The following is a 19,708-nucleotide window of genomic DNA, read 5'->3' as shown; positions in this document are numbered from 1 at the left end:
GCTCTGCCAATATGCAAATATTTATATAAGCAAGGATTGGAGGGGCTTTGCGCCCGATTTTTGAGACGGTGCACTGTGGCGGGCGGCTTACGCCACCTCGTGTCTCGCTTTGCGCAGGCGCTTGTCGCGCCCTCACATCCGCTCGCTCGACAGCGCCCGCGCCAGCTTGGCGTCCAGCGGCAAAGGCTCGGCATTGAGGCGGGCGGCCAGCAGCTCGCCACACAGCAGGGCCAGCGTCAGCCCGCGCGCGCCCATGGCGGTGCACACCCACAGGCCGGGCAGTGCCTGTGCGTCCACAGGCCCCACGATGGGCAGGCGGTCTGGGGCGGTGCAGCGCACGGCGGCCCAGTGCTGCACGGCGGGCGGCGTGTCGGTGGTCTCTGCGGCATGGGCCAGGCGGGCCTCAAAGCGCGGAGCCAACTGGCGGGCGGCCGTGGGTAGCAGGGTTTGCAGCTTGTCCCAGTGTGACGCGTGCGCCGCCTGCTGGTCGGCGGCGCTGGCGGGCAGTTCCGTCACATTGCGCTCGAAGGTCGAGCCCATGATCCATGCGCGCTCAGGGGCTTCGCCTGCCGATTCATCGTTGCTGCACAGCCCAAAAGACGGCACCACGTTGCCATGCCCGTTGGCCGGAAAGTGCGCGGGCGGCGGCAGGTGGGCGGCATAGCGCCCCCACGACACCTGGCCGCGCACGGGCTGCAGGGGCCAGCGGTCGGTCAGCAGGGTGGGGCTGCCAGCGCCTGCGGCAATCACCACCACAGGGGCTTGCGCCAGCACCTGGCCTTGGGCATCCAGGGCCTGCCATGTGGTGAATGCAGCGGTAGAGTCTGCTCCGCCCGCAGCAGGCATTGCCCGCAGGCTGGCCACCTGGCATTGGCCTTGCCAAGTGACGCCGGGTTCACGCAGCAGTGCTCGCACCATTTGGGGGGGGCGTATCCAGCCCGCCTGGGCGTGCCAGCAGGCCACGGCATCGGGTGGCAGGCCCGCGTGCTCGCGGGCATCGGGTGGGGCGGGGGTGGTCCAGTCGGCACCGGGGCCGTCTTGCCAGTCGGCGGGCAGGCCGGGGCTGCCATCGGTGCGGTGCTCCAGCACGCCGGTGGGGCCCCAGTCTTGCCCGGCTTGCAGGCGCTGGCTGGCTTGTTGCAGCGTGGTGCGCACGCCGCTGCGTGACAGGCGCGACAGCACGGCGTCATCAGGCGAAACATGGGGCGCAAACACCCCGGCAGGCAGGCCCGATGCCCCTGCGGCGGGCTCGCTGGCCTGGTCCAGCACCTGCACTTGCCAGCCCCGGCGGGCCAGGCTGGCGGCGGTGGCGGCACCCGCCAGGCCGCCGCCAATCACCAAGCAATGCTGCGGTTGTGCGGTGGCATGGGGGGCAGCATCGGGCAAGGTGGCCGTGCGGGCCCGTGGCTCCCAGTGGGGGTTGTAGGTGGCGTGCAGGTTGTCGCGCTTGGGGGGCACGCCGGGCACGCGCTGCACTTCAAAGCCGCATTCGGCCAGCGCATCGCGCACGGCGCGGGCAATGGTCCAGGTGGCCAGCTGTGTGCCCCGGCGGCAGCAGCGCGCCACGGCCTTGAGGGTGTGGGCGCTCCAGATGTCGGGGTTGACCGAGGGGCTGAAGCCATCGAGATACACCGAGTCTGCCGTGGGCGCCTGCTGGCGCAGCATCTCTTGCGCATCGCCCACGTACAGGGTGAGCAGCACGCGGCCCTCGTCAAACGCCAGGCGGTGCACGCCGGGCAGCAGGCCCCACCACTGCGCATGCAACTGCTCGGCCAAAGGGGCCAGCTCGGGGTGGGCGGTGGTGGCGCGCAGCAGGTCGGCAGCGCTCACCGGCCAGGCTTCGGTCGATACAAAGTGCAGCAGGCGGGGGCGCTGCGCGTCGGCCCGCCATGCGGCCCAGGTGACGAGAAAGTTCAGCCCAAAGCCAAAGCCTGTCTCCAGCACCCGCCATTGGGGCTGCCCGGCCCAGGCCGCAGGCAGGCCGCAGCCTTGCAGAAAGACCCGGCGGGCTTGGTCCAGGCCGCCGTTTTCACTGTGATAGCGGTCGGCAAAGCGGGGGCTGTAGGGGGTGCCGTCGGGCAACCAGTCGATGGGCTCGGACATGGGGTGAGGGGCTGCTGAAAATCGAAATCGCGCAAGCCTTGCGTGCGTCTCAGAAAAAGAAATGGCGCCGCAAGGGCGCCGTGCTGAGGCTGCTTTGTACCGGAAGCCGGGGAGCCTGCGGTTGTGCTAGATCATTGGCTGGGCGGGACATAGCCCGCTGCGCCACCAAAGAAGTGGTTTTGGCGAAACCACCTCTCGCAGCGCTGCACTTCGCTTGGCTCCGTTACGCGCTGGGCGGGACGTAGCCCGCCGCGGCGTCTGCACCGCCGCCAAAGAAGTGATTCTCCATTTGCCGGGCCAAATACTGGCGGGCGCGGGCGTCGGCCAGGTTCAGGCGGTTTTCGTTGACCAGCATGGTCTGGTGCTTGAGCCAGTCGGCCCAGGCTTGCTTGCTCACGCTTTCCCAGATGCGCTTGCCCAGCTCGCCAGGGTAGGGCGGAAAGTCCAGGCCTTCTGCCTCTTGGCCGAGTTTGATGCATTGGACGGTGCGTGCCATGGTGGTTCCTTGTCGTGGTCTATGTGAAATCGAGACGGCATCAGGCGCCAGCAGGTGCGGGCGTTGAGCTTGCCTCAGATGATTTGGATATAAAGAACTGAAATCTCAGTAGTTCCAGTTTTTAAGAGGGCCTTCCAGAATGCGTTTCATCGGTGTTTTGCACCGCCCCGCATTCCAATAAACGAGGCCCTCCATGAACTTTCGCCGCGACTTTATCAAGTTTCCATTTGCCGCAGCCTTTGCAGGCGCTTTGGCCCTGACGGCACTGCCGTCGTTTGCGCAGTCTGTGACGCTGCTCAATGTGTCGTACGACCCCACGCGGGAGTTGTATGTGGAGTTCAACCAGGCGTTCGCCAAATACTGGAAGGCCAAGACCGGCCAGGACGTGACCATCAAGCAAAGCCACGGCGGCTCGGGCAAGCAGGCGCGCTCCATCATCGACGGGCTGGACGCCGACGTGGCCACCCTGGCGCTGGCGGGCGACACCGATGCGCTGCACACCAACGGCGGCTGGATCACCAAAGACTGGCAAAAGCGCCTGCCGCACAACAGCTCGCCCTACACCTCCACCATCGTGCTGGTGGTGCGCCAGGGCAACCCCAAGGGCATCAAGGACTGGGACGACCTCGTCAAGCCCGGCATCAGCGTGATCACGCCCAACCCCAAGACCTCGGGCGGCGCCCGCTGGAACTACCTGGCCGCCTGGGAGTTTGCCAAGCGCAAATACGGCGGCGACGCCAAGGCCAAAGATTTTGTGGCCAAGCTGTATGGCAATGTGCCTGTGCTCGACACCGGCGCACGCGGTTCCACCATCACGTTTGCCCAGCGCAACCAGGGCGATGTGCTGGTGGCCTGGGAGAACGAGGCCTACCTGCTCGAAAAAGAATTCGGCACCAAGTTCGACGTGATCGCGCCCTCGATCTCCATCCTGGCCGAGCCCGCCGTGACGGTGGTGGACAAGAACGTGGATAAGAAGGGCACGCGTGCCGTGGCCGAGGAATACCTCAAGTTCCTCTACACCGAAGAGGGCCAGGACATTGCGGGCAAAAACTTCTACCGCCCCGCCATTTCCGACAAGGCCAAGGCCAAGTACGCCAAGCAGTTCCCCAAGCTGAACCTGTTCACCATCGACGACGCCTTTGGCGGCTGGACCAAGGCGGCCAAGGACCACTTTGCCGACGGCGCCAGCTTCGACCAGATCTACACCAAGAAGTAACCGGCCCGTACTCCGCGCCCAGCCCTCCGTGCACCACGGGCCCCGGCCATGCCAGGGCTTTGGATGGACCCGCCTGCCAAGCCCTGCAGCGCGGGCAGGGCGGAGCACAGCCTGAACGCATCCTTTGAAGAAAATTAGGCTCTAGCGCTTATCCATCAAGCGCTGGCAGCTATCAAAACAGTAGTGAAGGAAAGATATGTCCGCCTTGTTGATTGCCGGCAGTCCCTCAGAGCGCTCCCGCTCTGCCGCCTTGCTGGATGCCGTGTCGCAGCGCCTGCACGCCCGGGGTGCCCTGGTGGACCGCATCCACATCCGCGACCTCTCGCCCCAGGCCCTGCTGCTGGCCGACTTTGGTCACCCCACCGTGGTGGCTGCGGCCGACCAGGTGGCCCAGGCCCGCGTGCTGGTGGTGGCCACCCCGGTCTACAAGGCCGCCTACAGCGGCGTGCTCAAGGTGTTTTTGGACCTGCTGCCGCAGACCGCGCTCAAGGGCAAAACCGTGCTGCCCCTGGCCACAGGCGGCAGCCCGCACCACATGCTGGCGCTGGACTACGCCCTGCGGCCCGTGCTGCAGTCGCTGGGTGCCAAGCACATCCTGCCCGGCATCTATGCCACCGACTCGCAAGTGACCGTGACGCCCGAGGGCGGCTATGACGTGCACAGCGACATCGCTGCGCGGCTGGACGATGCGGTGAATCTGCTGATCACCGAAACCCTCAAGCCCACACCCGCCCAGGCCGGACGCTTCGAGCCCGTCCACTTCTCGCAGGTGCGATGTAGCGTGTAACGCAGCCACTAGGCCAGCGGTGGGGGCGTCGAAACCACCCCCCCCTGGCCTGGTTCCTCTCCCCTTGATTTGTTGACATGCCCAGGTTGCAGGGCAGGGGGCACTGTTGCCCGCTGCACGGCGATAGCGGATCGCTGATTTCCGATAGCACCGCCGCCTGGGCGACTGAACCACCCCAAAAGAGCATTCCATGACACACCGTTTTTCATCTTCACGCCGCCAGGTGCTGGCGACCAGCATTGCAACGGGCTTGGCCGCTGCAGGCCTGGCCAACCCGGCCTTGGCCCAGTCGTCCGCAGCCCCCGTGCTGCGGGTGGGTCACCAAAAAGGCTGGCTCTCGCTCATCAAGGCCCGCGGCACGCTCGAAAAGCGCCTGGCCCCGCTGGGCGCCAAGGTGACCTGGACCGAGTTCAACGCTGGCCCTGTGCAGCTCGAAGCGCTCAACGTCGGCTCCATCGACTTTGGTGACGTGGGCGAAGCACCCCCCATCTTTGCCCAGGCCGCTGGCGCGCCGCTGGTGTACGCGGGCTCCTCGGTGCCCCGCCCGGCGGTAGAGGCCGTGGTGGTGCCCAAGGACTCGGTCATCCGCACCGTGGCCGACCTCAAGGGCAAGCGCGTGGCCTACAACAAGGGCTCCAACGTGCATTACTTTTTGGTCAAGCTGCTGGAAAAGCACGGGCTGAAGTACGCCGACGTGCAATCCGTCTTCCTGGCCCCGCCCGATGCCCGTGCTGCCTTTGAAAAAGGCGCGGTGGACGCCTGGGTGATCTGGGACCCCTTCCTCGCCTCGGCCGAGAAAACGCTGGGCGCCCGCATCCTGGCCAACGCCCAGGGCGTGGTCAACAACCGTGCGTACTACTTCACCTCGCGCGACTTTGCCACCCGCCACCCCGAGGTGCTGCGCATTGCCGTGGAGGAGGTCAACACCATCGAGACCTGGATCTCCAAGAACAAGGCCGAGGCCGCCACCGAGCTGGCGCAAGTGCTGGGGCTGGACCGCTCCATCACCGAGCTGTTTGTGGGCCGCGTGGGCTACGGCACCACCGTGGTCACCCGCGACATCCTGGCCGAGCAGCAAGCCATTGCCGACACCTTCTTTGACCTGAAGCTGATCCCCAAAAAGCTGAACCTGCTGCACGCCGCCCCTGTGGACCTGAAGTAATCCAGGCACCGCTGTAGCCCCATAGATCCACTGACGATCCACTGACCGAGGAGCCCACCATGCCTACCCGTACGCCTGCACCCATGCCATTTCCTCTGCACCAGCGCCTGCAGCAGATGCTGTGCGTCACGGCCCAGGCCTGGGGGCTGAGTGCCAGGCCTTGCAACGGCGCGGGGCGTGCACCGACCTTCGGTTTTGCGATCTCGTACTGACCCCCAAAAAAACAGGCACCTGGCCCCAAGGCCGGGGCCCCAAAACACTCTCAGCCCCCCAGCACACAGGTGACCCCCATGCAGATTTTCTGGTTCATCCCCACCCACGGCGACAGCCGCTACCTGGGCACCGCCAAGGGCGGCCGCCAGCTCAGCCACGACTACCTCAAGCAAGTGGCCGTCGCGGCCGACAGCCTGGGCTACGAAGGCGTGCTCATCCCCACCGGACGTTCGTGCGAAGACCCCTGGGTCATCGCATCGACCCTGCTGCCCGTCACGCGCAACCTCAAGTTCTTGGTGGCGGTGCGCCCTGGCCTGCACCAGCCCGCGCTGGCCGCCCGCATGGCCGCCACGTTCGACCGCCTCTCGGGCGGGCGCCTGCTCATCAACCTGGTCACCGGCGGCGACCAGACCGAGCTGGAGGGCGACGGCGTGTTCCTCGACCACGCCGAGCGCTACGAGCAGTCGGCAGAGTTCATCCGCATCTGGCGCGAAATTCTGGCGCGCAGCCATGACGGCGAAACCTACGACTATGAGGGCAAGCACCTGAGCGTGAAGGGCGCCAAGCTGCTGTTTCCGCCGCTGCAAAAGCCGCACCCTCCGGTGTACTTCGGCGGCTCGTCTGCCGCAGCGCACGACCTGGCGGCCGAGCAGGTCGAGACCTACCTCACCTGGGGCGAGCCACCGGCCGAAGTGGCCAAGAAAGTGGCCGATGTGCGCGAGCGCGCCGCCAAGCTGGGCCGCACGGTGCAATTCGGCATCCGCCTGCACGTCATCGTGCGTGAGACGGAGGAGCAAGCCTGGGCGGCGGCAGAAGAACTCATCAGTCATGTGGACGACGACACCGTGGTGCGCGCCCAGGCCGTGTTTGCCCGCATGGATTCTGAAGGCCAGCGCCGCATGGCCGCGCTGCACGCCGGAGGCGCCAAGCGCAGCCGCAAAGACCTGGAGATCAGCCCCAACCTGTGGGCCGGTGTGGGCCTGGTGCGCGGCGGTGCGGGCACGGCCCTGGTGGGCAGCCCCGAAACCGTGGCCGCCCGCATCCAGGAATACGCCGACCTGGGGCTGGACACCTTTGTGCTCTCGGGCTACCCACACCTCGAAGAAGCCTACCGCTTTGCCGAGTTGGTGTTTCCGCTGCTGCCCGTCAAGGTGCAGGAAAAGCTCACCGGCGGCAACCCGCTGGGCCCCTTTGGCGAAACCGTGGGCAACCAGTACGTGCCCAAGGCGTCGCAAAGCTGAGCCGGCGGCACGGCGCAACAGGACATTCACCATGGTCGTCCACTCCATCAACCACGTGCAGCTGCCCTTTCCTTCGGGGGCCGAGGGGCAGATTCGCAACTTTTACAACAGCCTGCTGGGCCTGCCTGAAGTGCGCCTGCAAGCGGGCAATGCGCTGCGCTTTGTGGCGGGCACCCAGCGCATTGACCTGGTGCCCACCGAGCAGTGGCAGCCCGCGCCTGCGGTATCGCACCTGGCCTTTGAAGTGCAAGACCTGCCCGCCCTGCGCGGGCGCCTGCTGCAGGCCCAACTGCCGCTGGTGGAAAACCGCGCGCTGCCTGGCTACCTGCGCTTTTACGTCAAAGACCCAGCGGGCAACCAGCTGGAGTTTCTGGAACCCGATCACACACCGTGAGCCATCGCATGACCCAAATTCAAAACGTTCGCGAGCTGCAGGTCGCCCCTGCAGGTTCTGCAGCTACTGTCTCCGACACCCCTGACGAGTCCGGCAGCCCGGTGCTGCCATCGCAACTGGCCCTGTTTGCCCGCAACGTGGGCCAGCGCCTGCTGCCCTGGGCCGTGCCCGTGGGCCTCATCGTGCTGTGGCAGATTGCCTCGTCGCTGGGCTGGCTCTCTACCCGCGTTCTGCCCGCACCGCTGGATGTGATCAAGGCCGCGTGGGCCCTGGCCGCCTCGGGCGAGCTGTGGACGCATGTCAAGGTCAGCGCGGGCCGTGCCCTGGCGGGGCTGGCCATTGGCGGCGGGCTGGGCCTGGTGCTGGGCCTGCTCACCGGCTCGGTGCGTTTTTTTGAGACGCTGCTGGACTCGACCATCCAGATGGTGCGCAACATCCCCGCGCTGGCGCTCATTCCGCTCGTCATCCTGTGGTTTGGCATTGACGAGTCGGCCAAGCTGTTCCTCATCAGCGTGTCGGTGTTCTTCCCGATCTACCTCAACACCTTCCACGGCATCCGCAACGTAGACCCTGGCCTGATCGAAATGGGGCGCACCTACGGCCTGAGCCGCTGGCAGCTCTACCAGCAGATCATCCTGCCCGGGGCGTTGTCCAGCATCCTGGTGGGGCTGCGCTTTTCGCTGGGGCTGATGTGGGTGATCCTCATCGTGGCCGAAACCATCTCGGCCCAGGCGGGCATTGGTTACTTGACCATGAACGCCCGTGAGTTCCTGCAGACCGACATCGTGCTCGTGGGCATCCTGCTCTACGCCTTGCTGGGCAAGCTGGCCGACGTGTTCGCCAAGACGCTGGAAAGCTACTGGCTGCGCTGGCACCCCGGCTACCAGGCCGCGTGATGCAGGAGGACATGGATATGACCCGACTGCACACCGCTGCCGCCATGACCACCCGCCGCCAGGCCCTGCGCACGTTGGCAGCCCTGAGCGCCGCCACCGGCTGGGCCGCGCTGGCCCAGGCCCAGGGCAGCGCTGCCAAGCCCCAGGTGCTGCGCCTGGGCTACCAAAAGTCGTCCACCCTGGCCGTGGTGCTCAAGACCCGTGGCACGCTGGAGCAACTGCTGGCGCCCCTGCAAGTCAAGGTGAGCTGGCACGAGTTCACCAGCGGCCTGCCGCTGCTCGAAGCCCTGAACCTGGGCAACGTGGACGTGAGCGCCGATGTGGCCGACACCGTGCCCGTGTTTGCCCAGGCGGCAGGCGCGCAGCTCACGTTTGTGGCGCAAGAGGCCCCATCGCCCTCGGCCCAGGCCATCGTGGTGCGGGCGGATTCGCCGATCAAAACCGTGGCCGACCTCAAGGGAAAAAAAATAGGCTTTGCCAAGGCCGCAGGCGCGCACTACCTGCTGATTGCCGCGCTGGACAAAGCGGGCCTCGCGTTCAAGGACATCGAGCCCGCTTACCTCACCCCCGCCGATGGCCGCGCCGCGTTTGAGCGCGGTGCCATCGACGCCTGGGTGGTGTGGGACCCGTTCCTGGCCGCCGTGCAGCGCCAATCGGCCGTGCGGGTGATTGCGGACGGCCGTGGGCAGGGGCAGGGCGACATCGCCTCGTACCAGCGCTACTACCTCGCCTCCACCCCGTTTGCCCAGGCCCGGCCCGATGTGCTGCAGGTGCTGTTTGCCGAGCTGAAAAAGGCCGGCCAGTGGGTCAAGCAAAGCCCGCAAGAAGCGGCTGCCTTGCTCGCCCCGGTGTGGGGGCTGGACGCCGCCACGGTGGAGCAGGCCAACAGCCGCCGCAGCTACGACGTGCGCGCCGTGCAGCCCGGCCTGCTGGCCGAGCAGCAGCGCATTGCCGATGCCTTCTTGTCCGAAAAACTCCTGCCACGGCGCGTGAACGCGCTGGACGTGGCCCTTTTCAAACCCGGAGCCTGATGCAATGACTGAACCCCTTTCTTCCGCAAAGCCCGCAGGCACCGGCGTGCGCCTGGAAGTGCGCGGCGTGGACAAGCGCTACGGCGCGCGCAGCGTGCTCAAAAAGGCCGATCTGGTGATCGAGCCCGGCGAGTTTGTCGCCATCGTGGGCCGCAGCGGCTGCGGCAAAAGCACGCTGCTGCGCTTGGTGGCGGGGCTGGAATCCGTCTCGGGCGGTGCCATCCGCATCGACGGCGAGGGCGTGAGCGGCCTGAGCGACAGCACCCGCATCATGTTCCAGGACTCGCGCTTGCTGCCCTGGAAGCGCGTGGCCGACAACGTGGCCCTGGGCCTGCCGCCAGCACAGCGCGGTGCAGCCGCCGATGTGCTGGCCCGCGTGGGCCTGGGTGACCGGCTGGGCGAGTGGCCAGCGCGCCTGTCCGGCGGCCAGCGCCAGCGCGTGGCCCTGGCCCGCGCCTTGGTCCACAACCCGCGCCTGCTGTTGCTGGATGAACCCCTGGGCGCGCTCGATGCGCTCACCCGCATCGAAATGCACCGCCTGATCGAAGGCCTGTGGCGCAGCAGCGGCTTTACCGCGCTGCTCGTCACCCACGACGTGCAAGAAGCCGTGGCCCTGGCCGACCGCGTGATCCTGATCGAGGACGGCCAGATCGCGCTGGACCAACGCATTGACTTGCCACGCCCACGATCCCACGGCGACGCCGCTTTTGCCGCACTGGAAAAACGCATCCTCGACCGCGTGCTGCAAAAGCCCGACCCCGAGTCCGCTGCAGGCGGCGGTGCGAGCTGGCCCGGTGTGCCTGCCCACGGCCTGCGCTGGGCCATCTGATCTGTTTTCTTTATCCGCTTTCTTTTTATCAACGTCAGCCTTTTACCAACGGACTTTCAAGGAGAACCCCATGTCCATTCAAGCCATCAACGTACGCAACCAGTTCAAGGGCAAAGTGCGCGAAATCATCCGTGGCGATGTCGTCTCTGAAGTCGATGTCGAAACCCCTTGGGGCATCGTCACCTCCGTCATCACCACCCGTTCGGTGGACGACCTGGGCCTGGTCGTCGGCTCTGACGTCGTAGCGCTGGTCAAGTCCACCGAGGTGTCCATCGCCAAGCTGTGAGTTGATTTTGATGGGGTCGGCACGAACCTGCTTGAACCGTTCACTGAGCGCAGTCGAAGCGCCGCGCAAGGTTTTGACAAGCTCAACCCGAACGGATATTTCAGGTTCAAAGAGGCCTGCTCCATAATTAAATTGGCGTCTAGCGCTTTATGGATAAGCGCGAGGTGCTATTGAAAGCGTAGCGATTTTGCTTCCGTTCATAGCAGCACCTGCCGCGCGCTTCACCCCTCAGGCCCTTGCAAAGGGCCTGAGTTTTTGGTGCTGACCAGGCAAAGGGCGGGCATGGGGCACCGGCCAGGGTGCCTGCTTGCCAGCGCGCCTGATAAAATGTATGATATGCGTCATGCGAAATAGACAGCCCAATGCCCGAGCCGCTGCCAAAGAGGCCACCCACGAACGCATCGTGTCGGTGGCTGCGCGGGCGATCCGTCGCCAGGGCTATCACGGCACGGGGGTGGCAGACATCATGAAGGAGGCGGGCCTGACGCACGGTGCCTTCTATGCGCACTTTGAGTCCCGCGAAGCCATGTTGACCGAAGCTGCGGCCCAGGCGTGTGCGGAATCTGCGGCGCTCGTTGCAAACGTCGTGGCGGGCGAGTCCTCTCAGCGGGCGCTGGTGACCATGCTCAACGCCTACCTCTCCAAACAGCATGTCGAGGGTGTCGAAACGGGCTGCCCCTTGGCCGCACTGGGTTCTGAGACCGTGCGCCAGACCCCCGAGGTGCGCCGTGTCGCGACCCGGCACATCAAGGAAATGGTCGACCTGATTGCCCGCCAGTCGCCGCAGTGGGGCCAGCCTGAAGCCCATGAGGGCGCACTGGTCACCATTGCCACCATGGTGGGCGCCCTGGTGCTGGCCCGTGCTGTGGATGAGCCCGCCTTGTCAGACAGCCTGCGCGAGGCCGCCATCAAGCACCTGACGCCCCCCGGCGCGCCGGGCTGATTCTGTCAGCCGCGCGCTTTTTTTTGCATTTTTATATGATGATTGTCATGCGAAATTTGAGGCAAACGGTGTGGCCTGCACCTTGAAGCCCGCTTGGCACGCTCAACCACGTTGGCCCCGCTGCAATAAGGAAACCCCATGAAAGCCTTTGTCCTCGATCGCTATGCCAAGCAGGGTGCGCTGCGGCCTGCCGACATCCCGCCGCCCGACCTGCACGATGACGAGGTGCTGGTGGCGGTGCATGCCGCTGGCGTCAACCTGCTCGACGCGAAAATCAGAAGCGGTGAGTTCAAACTCATCCTGCCCTACAAGCTGCCCCTTGTCCTCGGGCATGACGTGGCCGGTGTGGTGGTCAAGGTCGGTTCGCGCGTTCAGCAGTTCAAGCCCGGCGACGAGGTGTACGCCCGCCCTGACGATTTCCGCATTGGCGCTTTTGCAGAACTGCTGGCTGTCAAAGAGTCATCGCTGGCCGCCAAGCCCCGAGGCCTGACGATGGAAGAGGCGGCGTCCATTCCCTTGGTGGGCCTGACGGCCTGGCAGGCCCTGGTGGAAAAGGCCCAGCTCCAAAAAGGGCAGAAGGTGTTCATTCAGGCGGGCTCGGGCGGCGTGGGGACCTTTGCCATCCAGCTGGCCAAGCACCTGGGCGCCACCGTGGCCACCACCACCAGCGCGGGCAACGCGGCCCTGGTCAAGAGCTTGGGCGCGGATGTGGTCATCGACTACAAGACGCAAAACTTTGAAGACGTGCTGCGCGACTACGACGTGGTCCTTCACAGCCAGGACGGCCAGGCGCTGGCCAAGTCCCTGCGGGTGCTGAAAAAGGGCGGTCGGCTCATCTCCATCTCTGGCCCGCCAGACCCCGAGTTTGGCAAGGACATCCGTGCCCCCGGCTTTGTGCGACTGGTGATGCGCCTGCTCAGCGCAGGCACCCGGCGGCGCGCCCGCAAGCTGGGCATTGGCTACTCGTTCCTCTTCATGCGGGCGCACGGCGGCCAGTTGCAAGAGATCACCCGCCTCATCGAAGCGGGCGCCATCCGCCCGGTGATCGACAAAGTCTTTCCGTTCAACGCCACCAACGAAGCCCTGGCCTATGTAGAAGCTGGGCGCGCCAAGGGCAAGGTTGTCGTCAAGGTCCAGTGAGCCGACTGCTGGCGCAGCGCCCTTTTTCCGTACCCGTCTTTATCCCAACCCCTGGAGATTTCCATGAAGATCGAAAACGCTGTTGTCCTCGTCACCGGTGCCAATCGCGGCATCGGCCTGGCATTTGCCCGCGAGTTGCTCGCCCGTGGTGCGCGCAAGGTGTACGCCGGTGCGCGCGATCCCGCCACCATCACCCCCCAGGCTGGCTTGCAGGCCCTGCGCCTGGACGTGAACAACCCCAGCGATGTCGCCGCTGCTGCCGCGTTGGCGTCAGACGTCACGCTCGTGATCAACAACGCAGGCATCGCCCAGCCTGGCGGATTTTTGGCGGACGACAGCGAAGAGGTCACCCGCAGGCTCTTTGAAACCAACTTTTTCGCCATGCTGCGTGTGAGCAAGACATTTGCGCCCGTCTTGCAGGCCAACGGCGGCGGGGCACTGCTCAATGTGCTGTCGGTGGCCTCGTGGGTCAACGGCGGTGAACTGGCGGCTTACTCGGCCAGCAAGTCGGCCGCCTGGTCGCTGACCAACGCGCTGCGCTACGAGTTGGCCGCGCAAAAGACGCAGGTGCTGGGGTTGCACATGGGTTATGTGGACACCGACCTGACCCGCGGCTTTGACGTACCCAAGACCAGCCCCGAGCAGATCGTCCGGCGCGCGTTGGATGGGCTGGAGGCGGGCGCAGACGAAGTGCTGGCCGATGAGATCACCCAGCACGTCAAGCAGTCGATGACGGCAGACCGCCCTGGCTACTTGCCGCCGCAGGCCTGACGGTGTGCAGGGCGGCTTGCTTGCCCTGCACGCAGTGAAGCGGCTTTAGAACCTGTTCAAAGTCTTTTTGGATATTGCATTGGAGTGCAATCGGGATGAGTGGATGCTTCGGATGCGCAGCATGGGCTCGTGCCCATGCAAGCAGCCGGGGCGTCCAATCGCCCGATTTCACTCCAACCCTTCGGGCAAGTGGCTTGCCGGGCGGTCTGCGTTGTTGCACCGCTTGCCAATAGCACGGGCTATTGGCTGCGCGCTGCGCCTAGCAGCCCATCCCGGCAAGACGCTTGTGCAACTCCAAAAAGACTTTGAACAGGTTCTTAGGCCTTGTGGCTCCATCGAAAGGGGGGATGCCTAGGGCCGAAACCAGATCTTGAGCGTGACATACAACGCGTAGCCAAACGCCAGCACGCACCACGCCAGGAAAAACACGTTGGCCCAGTACGGGCCCGCCTGCTCCGCCAGTGTGTAAATCTGCCCGGCACAGCCCTTGCCCACGCAAGGCACCTCGCCCCGCGCCAGCGCGCGCAGCAGGGCAAACAACAGATAGCAACCCGCAGCGCCCAGCACCAAAAAACCCACCGGCCCCACCATGCCCTGGGTGGACTCGCCTTTGTCGTCGCGATGCCCTTGGTTGAGCAGCTTTTGCCCATGCCGGTAAAAGAAGAAACCGACCAAAAGCATGAGTGCGTAGTACAGGAACGTGAGCATATCGGGCAGTGGGTGTAGGCCAGACGGAGCTAGGGTGATGCTGCCCATGGTATCTGCGCTCCACGCTGGGGGCACGCGCAGCGGCGCACCAGGGCGCTTCGCGCTTTGGCCATTCATGCGTGCATTTGCAATAAAATTGCCGTCTAGCGCTCTACAGTAAAGCGCTGGCAGCTATATTTTTAATAGCTATTGAGTCGGTTGCTGTTGCGGCAAGCACCCTGCAAACCCCTTCGGCCCGGGGGCCGATACCTCTGCCTGCGTCAGCGCCACCATGGCGTCGTTCTGGCCGGGGGCTTTGGTCAGGCGCTGGCCGTTTTGCCAGCGCCACTGTTTGCCGTCAAAGCTGTACACCAGCGTGTGTGTGCGGTTGGAGAGCAGGTGCGCTGGCGTCAGCGTGATGGCCTTCGCCTCTGCCTCGGTGGCGGCCGTGGCCCGGGCCTCGTTGTCTTTGATGACGATCTTGCCCACAAAGGGCGTCACGGGCGATTCGGTGGCGTTGACCTCGGGCTGTACCAGGGCAGGGCTGTAGCCGGTCTTGGCCCAGGTGCCGCTGCCTTGGGTGCCTGGCTCGCTGAAGGGGTCCACATGCGCCTCACGCGCGGCCAGGAACTGGGTGCACGCAGTGGTGATGGCGGCAAAGCTGTCGTTGGCTTGCTGCGCAGCGGCCGTGGGCTGTGAAGGCGCTGCCGTTTTGTTGCACGCTGCCAGCGCGGCACAGGCCAGCACGGCAGTCGTGGCGATGGTCAGCGCGGAATGTGGTGGGCGGCGTGTTGAACGCATCGGTGCGTTGCCAGAATGGGCGGGCATAGGGGGCAGGGGGCTATCAAAAAAAGAGCCCGGCGCTGGGCCGAGTCGGGCAGGGGGGATTGAAACGTGCGGTCAGAGCGCTGAATCCATGCGTTGAATCCCCGCGTTGGATCAGTCAGCCCGTCTTCTCACGGTGCCAGCCGCTCGCGCAGCCAGTCGGTGCCGTCCAGGCGGTAGCGCAGTCGGTCGTGCAGACGGCTCTTGCGGCCTTGCCAAAACTCCCATTGGTCGGGCACCAGGCGGTAGCCGCCCCAGTGCGGTGGGCGCGGCGGCTTGAGCAGGAACTGCGCACCGTACTTGGCGGCATTGGCCACCAGCACCCCACGGCCGCTGATGACCTGGCTTTGCGGGCTGGCCCAAGCGCCAATGCGCGAGTCCAGCGGGCGGCTGTGGAAGTATTCGTCGCTCTCGGCATCGCTCACTTTTTCCACGCGGCCTTCCACGCGCACCACGCGCTCCAGCTCCACCCAATGAAACTGCAGCGCTGCAAACGGGTTGCCCGCAATCTGGCGACCCTTGCGGCTGTCGTAGTTGGTAAACCAGACAATCCCGCGCTCGTCATAGCCCTTGATGAGCACGATGCGCGTGCTGGGGCGCATGTCGCCGCCCACGGTGGCCAGCGTCATGGCATTGGGCTCGGGCACTTGGGCGCTGATGGCTTCCTTGAGCCACTGGTCAAACTGCTGCAGGGGGGCTGCGTGCGAGGCGTCTTCGTTCAGCTCGGCACGCTCGTAACTCTTGCGAAGGTCTGCGATGGATGTGGTCATGCCTGCCATTGTGCATCTGAGAACCTGTTCAAAGTCTTTTTGGAAATTGCATTGGAGTGCAATCGGGATGAGTGGATGCAACGGGTGCGCCGCATGGGCTGGTGCCCATGCAAGCAGCCGGGGCGTTCAATCGCCCGATTTCACTCCAACCCTTCGGGCAAGTGGCTAGCCGGGCGGTCTGCGGCGTTGCACCGCTTGCCAATAGCACGGGCTATTGGCCGCACGCTGCGCCTTGCATCCCATCCCGGCCAGACACTTGTGCAACTTCAAAAAGACTTTGAACAGGTTCTGAGGGGCGGGCACTGCGCGGTTCGGTGTTTGCCCGCTTGTGAACGAATATTTATTCGTTTATATTGGCCCCGCCATGAAACCCAAAGACGACGAAAAGCAGCGCGCCATTGCCCAGGCCACCTTTGATCTGGTGGCGCAAACGGGCCTGAGCGGGCTGACCATGGCCGAGATTGCCCGCGCCGCTGGCATTGCCACCAGCACGCTGTATGTCTACTACCCCTCCAAGGACGAGCTGATCAGCCAGCTCTACCAAGACGCCAAAACCGTGACGGCCGAACGCATCATGCGCGGCGTGGAGCCCGCCATGCCCTTCAAGGCGCGGGTGCGGCGCACTTGGCTCAACCTGCTGCGCCACCGGCTCGACCAGTACGCCGAGGTGGTGTTTCAAGAGCAGTACTACAACTCGCCCTGGTTCAGCCAGGGCAACCGCGAGTTTTCAACCCGGCTGATGGCGGGTTTTTTTGCGCTGATGGAAGAGGGCCAGCGCAACGAGATTTTGAAACCCGTGCATGGCTCGCTGCTCACGGCCAGCCTGCTCGGCTCGGTGCGCGAAACCGCCAACTTGATACGCACCGGTGTGCTGCCAGACGACGATGCCGTGCACCAGACCGCATTCAGCCTGTGCTGGGATGCCCTCAAGGCCTGACCTTGGCTGCGTTGTGCCAATGCTCGCCGTGAAGCACCACGCCAGAGTTTTTGGACGATAGAGATTCAGGGCCGCAGGCCAAGCCGGGCAGGCCCAGCCAAGTCAAAAACCGGCAGTCCGCTGCAAGAAATTTTTAGTCGAATAATAATTCAGCCAAAATTATTTCCCCCACCGCACCCCAACCAGGAGCACCCCACGATGCCAACCTTGAACATCAACGGCAAAGACACCGCCGTCAACGCCGACGACTCCACCCCCATCCTCTGGGCCCTGCGCGACACGCTGGGCATGACCGGCACCAAGTTTGGCTGCGGCCAGGCACTGTGCGGGGCTTGCACGGTGCACCTGAACGGCGCGCCCGTGCGCTCGTGCATCACCCCCATCTCGGCCGCTGCGGGCCAAAAGATCACCACCATTGAAGCCGTCACCGCCAACGACAAGGTGGGCAAGGCCGTGCACGCCGCCTGGGTCAAGCACGACGTGGCCCAGTGCGGCTACTGCCAAAGCGGCCAGATCATGAGCGCCACCGCGCTGCTCAAGGGCAAGAAGAAGCCCACCGATGCTGACATTGACGCCGCCATGGCTGGCAACGTGTGCCGCTGCGGCACCTACGTTCGTATCCGCGCCGCCATCCACGAAGCCGCCAAGTCTTTGGCCTAAGAACACCGAGCAGGAGAACACCATGCATTTCGACGCTCAAACAGCACGCGCACACATGCCAAAAGGCTTGGTAGCGCTTATGGATCAAGCGCAAGGCGCTATCAATACAGAAGCAAGCGCCGCCGCCCCCGAAGGCGTGGCGCGCCGCACCTTCCTCAAGGCCGCAGCCGCATCCGGCTTTGCGCTGGGGGCCTACCCGTTGGTCGCTACCGCACAGGGCGCAGGCGCAGCACCTGCCGGGCTCAAGCCTTTTGAGCAGCCTTCGGCCTTTGTGCGCATCGACACCGATGGCACCGTCACCGTCACCATCAACCGCCTGGACTTTGGCCAGGGCGTGCAAACCGGCCTGCCCATGATCCTGGCCGAAGAACTGGACGCCGACTGGGCCAAGGTGCGCAGCGTGCACGGTGACGCCAACCCCGCCTATGCCGACCCCGCCTTTGGCATGCACCTCACGGGCGGCTCCAACTCCCTGAAAAACTCGTACACCCAGTACCGCGAGCTGGGGGCTCGCACCCGCGCCATGCTGGTGTCTGCCGCTGCCGCGCAGTGGGGCGTAGACGCATCGGCACTGCGCACCAACGCAGGCTTTGTGGTGGGCCCCGGCGGCAAAAAGCTGGCCTACGGCGCACTGGCCGAGGCCGCCATGCAGCAGCCTGTGCCCGAGAAAGTCACCCTCAAAGACCCCAAGCAGTTCCGCATCATCGGCAAGCCCACAGGCCGGCTCGATGCCAAGGCCAAATCCAGCGGCCAGCAGGACTACGGCATTGACGTGCGTCTGCCCGGCATGCTCACGGCCGTGGTGGCCCGCCCACCGGTGTTTGGCGCCAAGCTGAAGTCGCTGGATGACAGCGCAGCCAAAGCCATTGCAGGCGTGAAAGCCGTGCTGCGCGTGCCCACCGACCGCGGCGGCGAAGGCGTGGCCGTGATTGCCGAAGGCTACTGGCCCGCCAAGCAGGGGCGTGATGCGCTCAAGGTGGAATGGGACACCGCCAGCGTTGAAAAGCCCGACACCGCCCAGCTGCTCACCCAATACCGCACCCTGGCAAAGCAAACCGGCACCATCGCCATCCCCGCCGATGTGGCCCCGCTGGCCAACGCGCCGCAAAAGATCAGCGCCGAGTTCACCTTCCCCTATCTGGCCCACGCGCCCATGGAGCCGCTGAACTGCACCGTCAAGCTCGACGGTGACAAGGTCGACCTGTGGATGGGCACCCAGATGCCCGGCCTGGACGCCATGGCCGCCGCCAAGGTGCTGGGCCTGCAGCCGCAAAACGTGAAGGTGCACACCCAGATGGCCGGTGGCGGCTTTGGCCGCCGCGCCATTCCTACCAGCGACTACGTGGTCGAAGCCTGCGGCGTGGCCAAGGCCGCGCGCACCGCAGGCATCACCGCCCCCGTGCGCACCCTGTGGAGCCGCGAGGACGACATCAAAGGCGGCTACTACCGCCCCATGCACGTGCACCGCGCTGAGATCGGCTTCGACGCCCAGGGCAACATCCTGGCGTGGGACCATGTCATCGTCGGCCAGTCCATCCTCAAGGGCTCACCGTTCGAGGCCTTCATGGTCAAAAACGGCGTGGACACCACCGCGGTGGAGGGCATGAAAGAGCCCTACAACATCCCCATGCGACTGTCCGTGCACCACCCGCAGGTCAACGTGCCCGTGCTGTGGTGGCGCAGCGTGGGCTCCACCCACACCGCCTATGCCATGGAAACCCTGCTGGACGAAGTGGCCCGCGCCACCCAGCAAGACCCCGTGGCCTACCGCCTGCGCCTGATGGGCGACAAACACCCCCGCCACAAGGCCGCCTTGCAACTGGCGGTAGACCGGTCCGGCTACGGCAAAAAGAAGCTCGCCGCAGGCCGCGCCTGGGGCGTAGCGGTGCACGAGTCGTTCAGCTCCGTGGTCGCGTACGTGGTGGAAGCCTCCGTCAGCAAAGACGGCACGCCCAAGCTGCACAGCGTGACGGCGGGCGTGCACTGCAACCTGGCCGTCAACCCCAAGAGCGTAGAGGCCCAGGTGCAGGGCGGGGCGCTGATGGGCCTGTCGATGTGCCTGCCCGGCGGCGCCATCACGCTGAAGGACGGCGTGGTGGAGCAAAGCAACTTCGGTGATTTCGCCGTGCCTCGCGTCACCGACATGCCCCAGGTGGCCGTGCACATCGTGCCGAGCGCCGAGCCGCCCACCGGCATGGGCGAGCCCGGGTTGCCACCGTTGGCACCTGCGTTTGCGAATGCGGTGGCACGGTTGACGGGGAAGACGCCGAGGGAGTTGCCGTTCAAGTTGGCTTGATCGGGTTGGATGGCATGAAAGCGCC

21 protein-coding genes are annotated in these 19,708 nt (G+C 65.2%); 16 read left to right on the top strand and 5 right to left on the bottom strand.

The window, feature by feature from the left end:
- Positions 1-132 precede the first annotated feature (132 nt).
- Both mnmC and CLU88_RS04540 read right to left on the bottom strand, forming a co-directional pair.
- Positions 133-2,103 (bottom strand): FAD-dependent 5-carboxymethylaminomethyl-2-thiouridine(34) oxidoreductase MnmC, encoded by a 1,971-nt coding sequence (mnmC, locus tag CLU88_RS04545; RefSeq protein WP_099655571.1) that lies wholly within the window; start codon positions 2,101-2,103, stop codon positions 133-135.
- A 223-nt stretch (positions 2,104-2,326) separates the two neighbouring features.
- Complete coding sequence (locus CLU88_RS04540; RefSeq protein ID WP_099655570.1) at positions 2,327-2,599, bottom strand: oxidative damage protection protein; 273 nt, start codon at positions 2,597-2,599, stop codon at positions 2,327-2,329.
- 193 nt (positions 2,600-2,792) lie between these two features.
- On the opposite strand from CLU88_RS04540, the gene CLU88_RS04535 reads away from it, so the two are divergent.
- From CLU88_RS04535 to CLU88_RS04480, 13 genes are all read left to right on the top strand, one after another.
- A complete protein-coding gene (locus CLU88_RS04535; RefSeq protein WP_099655569.1) occupies positions 2,793-3,815 on the top strand; it encodes a sulfate ABC transporter substrate-binding protein in 1,023 nt (340 codons plus the stop codon).
- A gap of 196 nt (positions 3,816-4,011) precedes the next feature.
- The gene (gene ssuE, locus CLU88_RS04530) at positions 4,012-4,602 is read left to right on the top strand and encodes an NADPH-dependent FMN reductase (protein WP_099655568.1); all 591 of its coding nucleotides are present in this window, start codon (positions 4,012-4,014) and stop codon (positions 4,600-4,602) included.
- 190 nt (positions 4,603-4,792) lie between these two features.
- Positions 4,793-5,764: a sulfonate ABC transporter substrate-binding protein gene (locus CLU88_RS04525; RefSeq protein WP_099655567.1), complete on the top strand. Its 972-nt coding sequence runs from the start codon at positions 4,793-4,795 to the stop codon at positions 5,762-5,764.
- Between the two features lie 59 nt (positions 5,765-5,823).
- The gene (locus CLU88_RS23080) at positions 5,824-5,976 is read left to right on the top strand and encodes a hypothetical protein (RefSeq protein WP_199173420.1); all 153 of its coding nucleotides are present in this window, start codon (positions 5,824-5,826) and stop codon (positions 5,974-5,976) included.
- Positions 5,977-6,054: 78 nt separating this feature from the next.
- A complete protein-coding gene (gene ssuD, locus CLU88_RS04520) occupies positions 6,055-7,218 on the top strand; it encodes an FMNH2-dependent alkanesulfonate monooxygenase (RefSeq protein WP_099655566.1) in 1,164 nt (387 codons plus the stop codon).
- Between the two features lie 31 nt (positions 7,219-7,249).
- Positions 7,250-7,612 (top strand): VOC family protein, encoded by a 363-nt coding sequence (locus CLU88_RS04515; protein ID WP_099655565.1) that lies wholly within the window; start codon positions 7,250-7,252, stop codon positions 7,610-7,612.
- A gap of 8 nt (positions 7,613-7,620) precedes the next feature.
- Complete coding sequence (gene ssuC / locus CLU88_RS04510) at positions 7,621-8,508, top strand: aliphatic sulfonate ABC transporter permease SsuC (protein ID WP_099655564.1); 888 nt, start codon at positions 7,621-7,623, stop codon at positions 8,506-8,508.
- Between the two features lie 17 nt (positions 8,509-8,525).
- On the top strand, positions 8,526-9,539 hold the full coding sequence (locus CLU88_RS04505; RefSeq protein ID WP_233205372.1) for an aliphatic sulfonate ABC transporter substrate-binding protein: 1,014 nt from the start codon (positions 8,526-8,528) through the stop codon (positions 9,537-9,539).
- A gap of 4 nt (positions 9,540-9,543) precedes the next feature.
- A complete protein-coding gene (locus CLU88_RS04500) occupies positions 9,544-10,368 on the top strand; it encodes an ATP-binding cassette domain-containing protein (protein WP_099655563.1) in 825 nt (274 codons plus the stop codon).
- 70 nt (positions 10,369-10,438) lie between these two features.
- The gene (locus CLU88_RS04495) at positions 10,439-10,654 is read left to right on the top strand and encodes a molybdopterin-binding protein (protein ID WP_015013774.1); all 216 of its coding nucleotides are present in this window, start codon (positions 10,439-10,441) and stop codon (positions 10,652-10,654) included.
- A gap of 331 nt (positions 10,655-10,985) precedes the next feature.
- Positions 10,986-11,597, top strand: a complete 612-nt coding sequence (locus tag CLU88_RS04490; protein ID WP_099655562.1) for a TetR/AcrR family transcriptional regulator — start codon at positions 10,986-10,988, stop codon at positions 11,595-11,597.
- 138 nt (positions 11,598-11,735) lie between these two features.
- Positions 11,736-12,737, top strand: a complete 1,002-nt coding sequence (locus tag CLU88_RS04485; RefSeq protein WP_099655561.1) for an NADP-dependent oxidoreductase — start codon at positions 11,736-11,738, stop codon at positions 12,735-12,737.
- Positions 12,738-12,800: 63 nt separating this feature from the next.
- Positions 12,801-13,508, top strand: coding sequence for an SDR family oxidoreductase (locus CLU88_RS04480; RefSeq protein WP_099655560.1), 708 nt, complete (start codon positions 12,801-12,803; stop codon positions 13,506-13,508).
- A 351-nt stretch (positions 13,509-13,859) separates the two neighbouring features.
- Here the strand turns inward: CLU88_RS04480 and CLU88_RS04470 are convergent, their stop codons facing one another.
- The 3 genes from CLU88_RS04470 to pdxH form a co-directional block, all read right to left on the bottom strand.
- On the bottom strand, positions 13,860-14,216 hold the full coding sequence (locus CLU88_RS04470) for a hypothetical protein (RefSeq protein ID WP_099658646.1): 357 nt from the start codon (positions 14,214-14,216) through the stop codon (positions 13,860-13,862).
- A 186-nt stretch (positions 14,217-14,402) separates the two neighbouring features.
- Positions 14,403-14,996: a hypothetical protein gene (locus tag CLU88_RS04465; RefSeq protein WP_099658645.1), complete on the bottom strand. Its 594-nt coding sequence runs from the start codon at positions 14,994-14,996 to the stop codon at positions 14,403-14,405.
- 155 nt (positions 14,997-15,151) lie between these two features.
- Complete coding sequence (pdxH, locus tag CLU88_RS04460; RefSeq protein WP_099658644.1) at positions 15,152-15,790, bottom strand: pyridoxamine 5'-phosphate oxidase; 639 nt, start codon at positions 15,788-15,790, stop codon at positions 15,152-15,154.
- A gap of 364 nt (positions 15,791-16,154) precedes the next feature.
- Here pdxH and CLU88_RS04450 point away from each other — a divergent pair, with 364 nt between their 5' ends.
- The 3 genes from CLU88_RS04450 (at position 16,155) to CLU88_RS04440 (ending at position 19,683) form a co-directional block, all read left to right on the top strand.
- A complete protein-coding gene (locus tag CLU88_RS04450) occupies positions 16,155-16,727 on the top strand; it encodes a TetR/AcrR family transcriptional regulator (RefSeq protein WP_099655559.1) in 573 nt (190 codons plus the stop codon).
- A 198-nt stretch (positions 16,728-16,925) separates the two neighbouring features.
- Positions 16,926-17,387, top strand: a complete 462-nt coding sequence (locus tag CLU88_RS04445) for a (2Fe-2S)-binding protein (protein WP_099655558.1) — start codon at positions 16,926-16,928, stop codon at positions 17,385-17,387.
- 22 nt (positions 17,388-17,409) lie between these two features.
- Positions 17,410-19,683 (top strand): xanthine dehydrogenase family protein molybdopterin-binding subunit, encoded by a 2,274-nt coding sequence (locus tag CLU88_RS04440; protein ID WP_099655557.1) that lies wholly within the window; start codon positions 17,410-17,412, stop codon positions 19,681-19,683.
- Positions 19,684-19,708: the final 25 nt, after the last annotated feature.

It is taken from the genome of Acidovorax sp. 56 (assembly GCF_002749705.1).
GTDB lineage: Bacteria > Pseudomonadota > Gammaproteobacteria > Burkholderiales > Burkholderiaceae_C > Acidovorax.
Note: the sequence above shows the minus strand (reverse complement) of the source record. Positions and strands in the feature narration are given on the sequence as shown.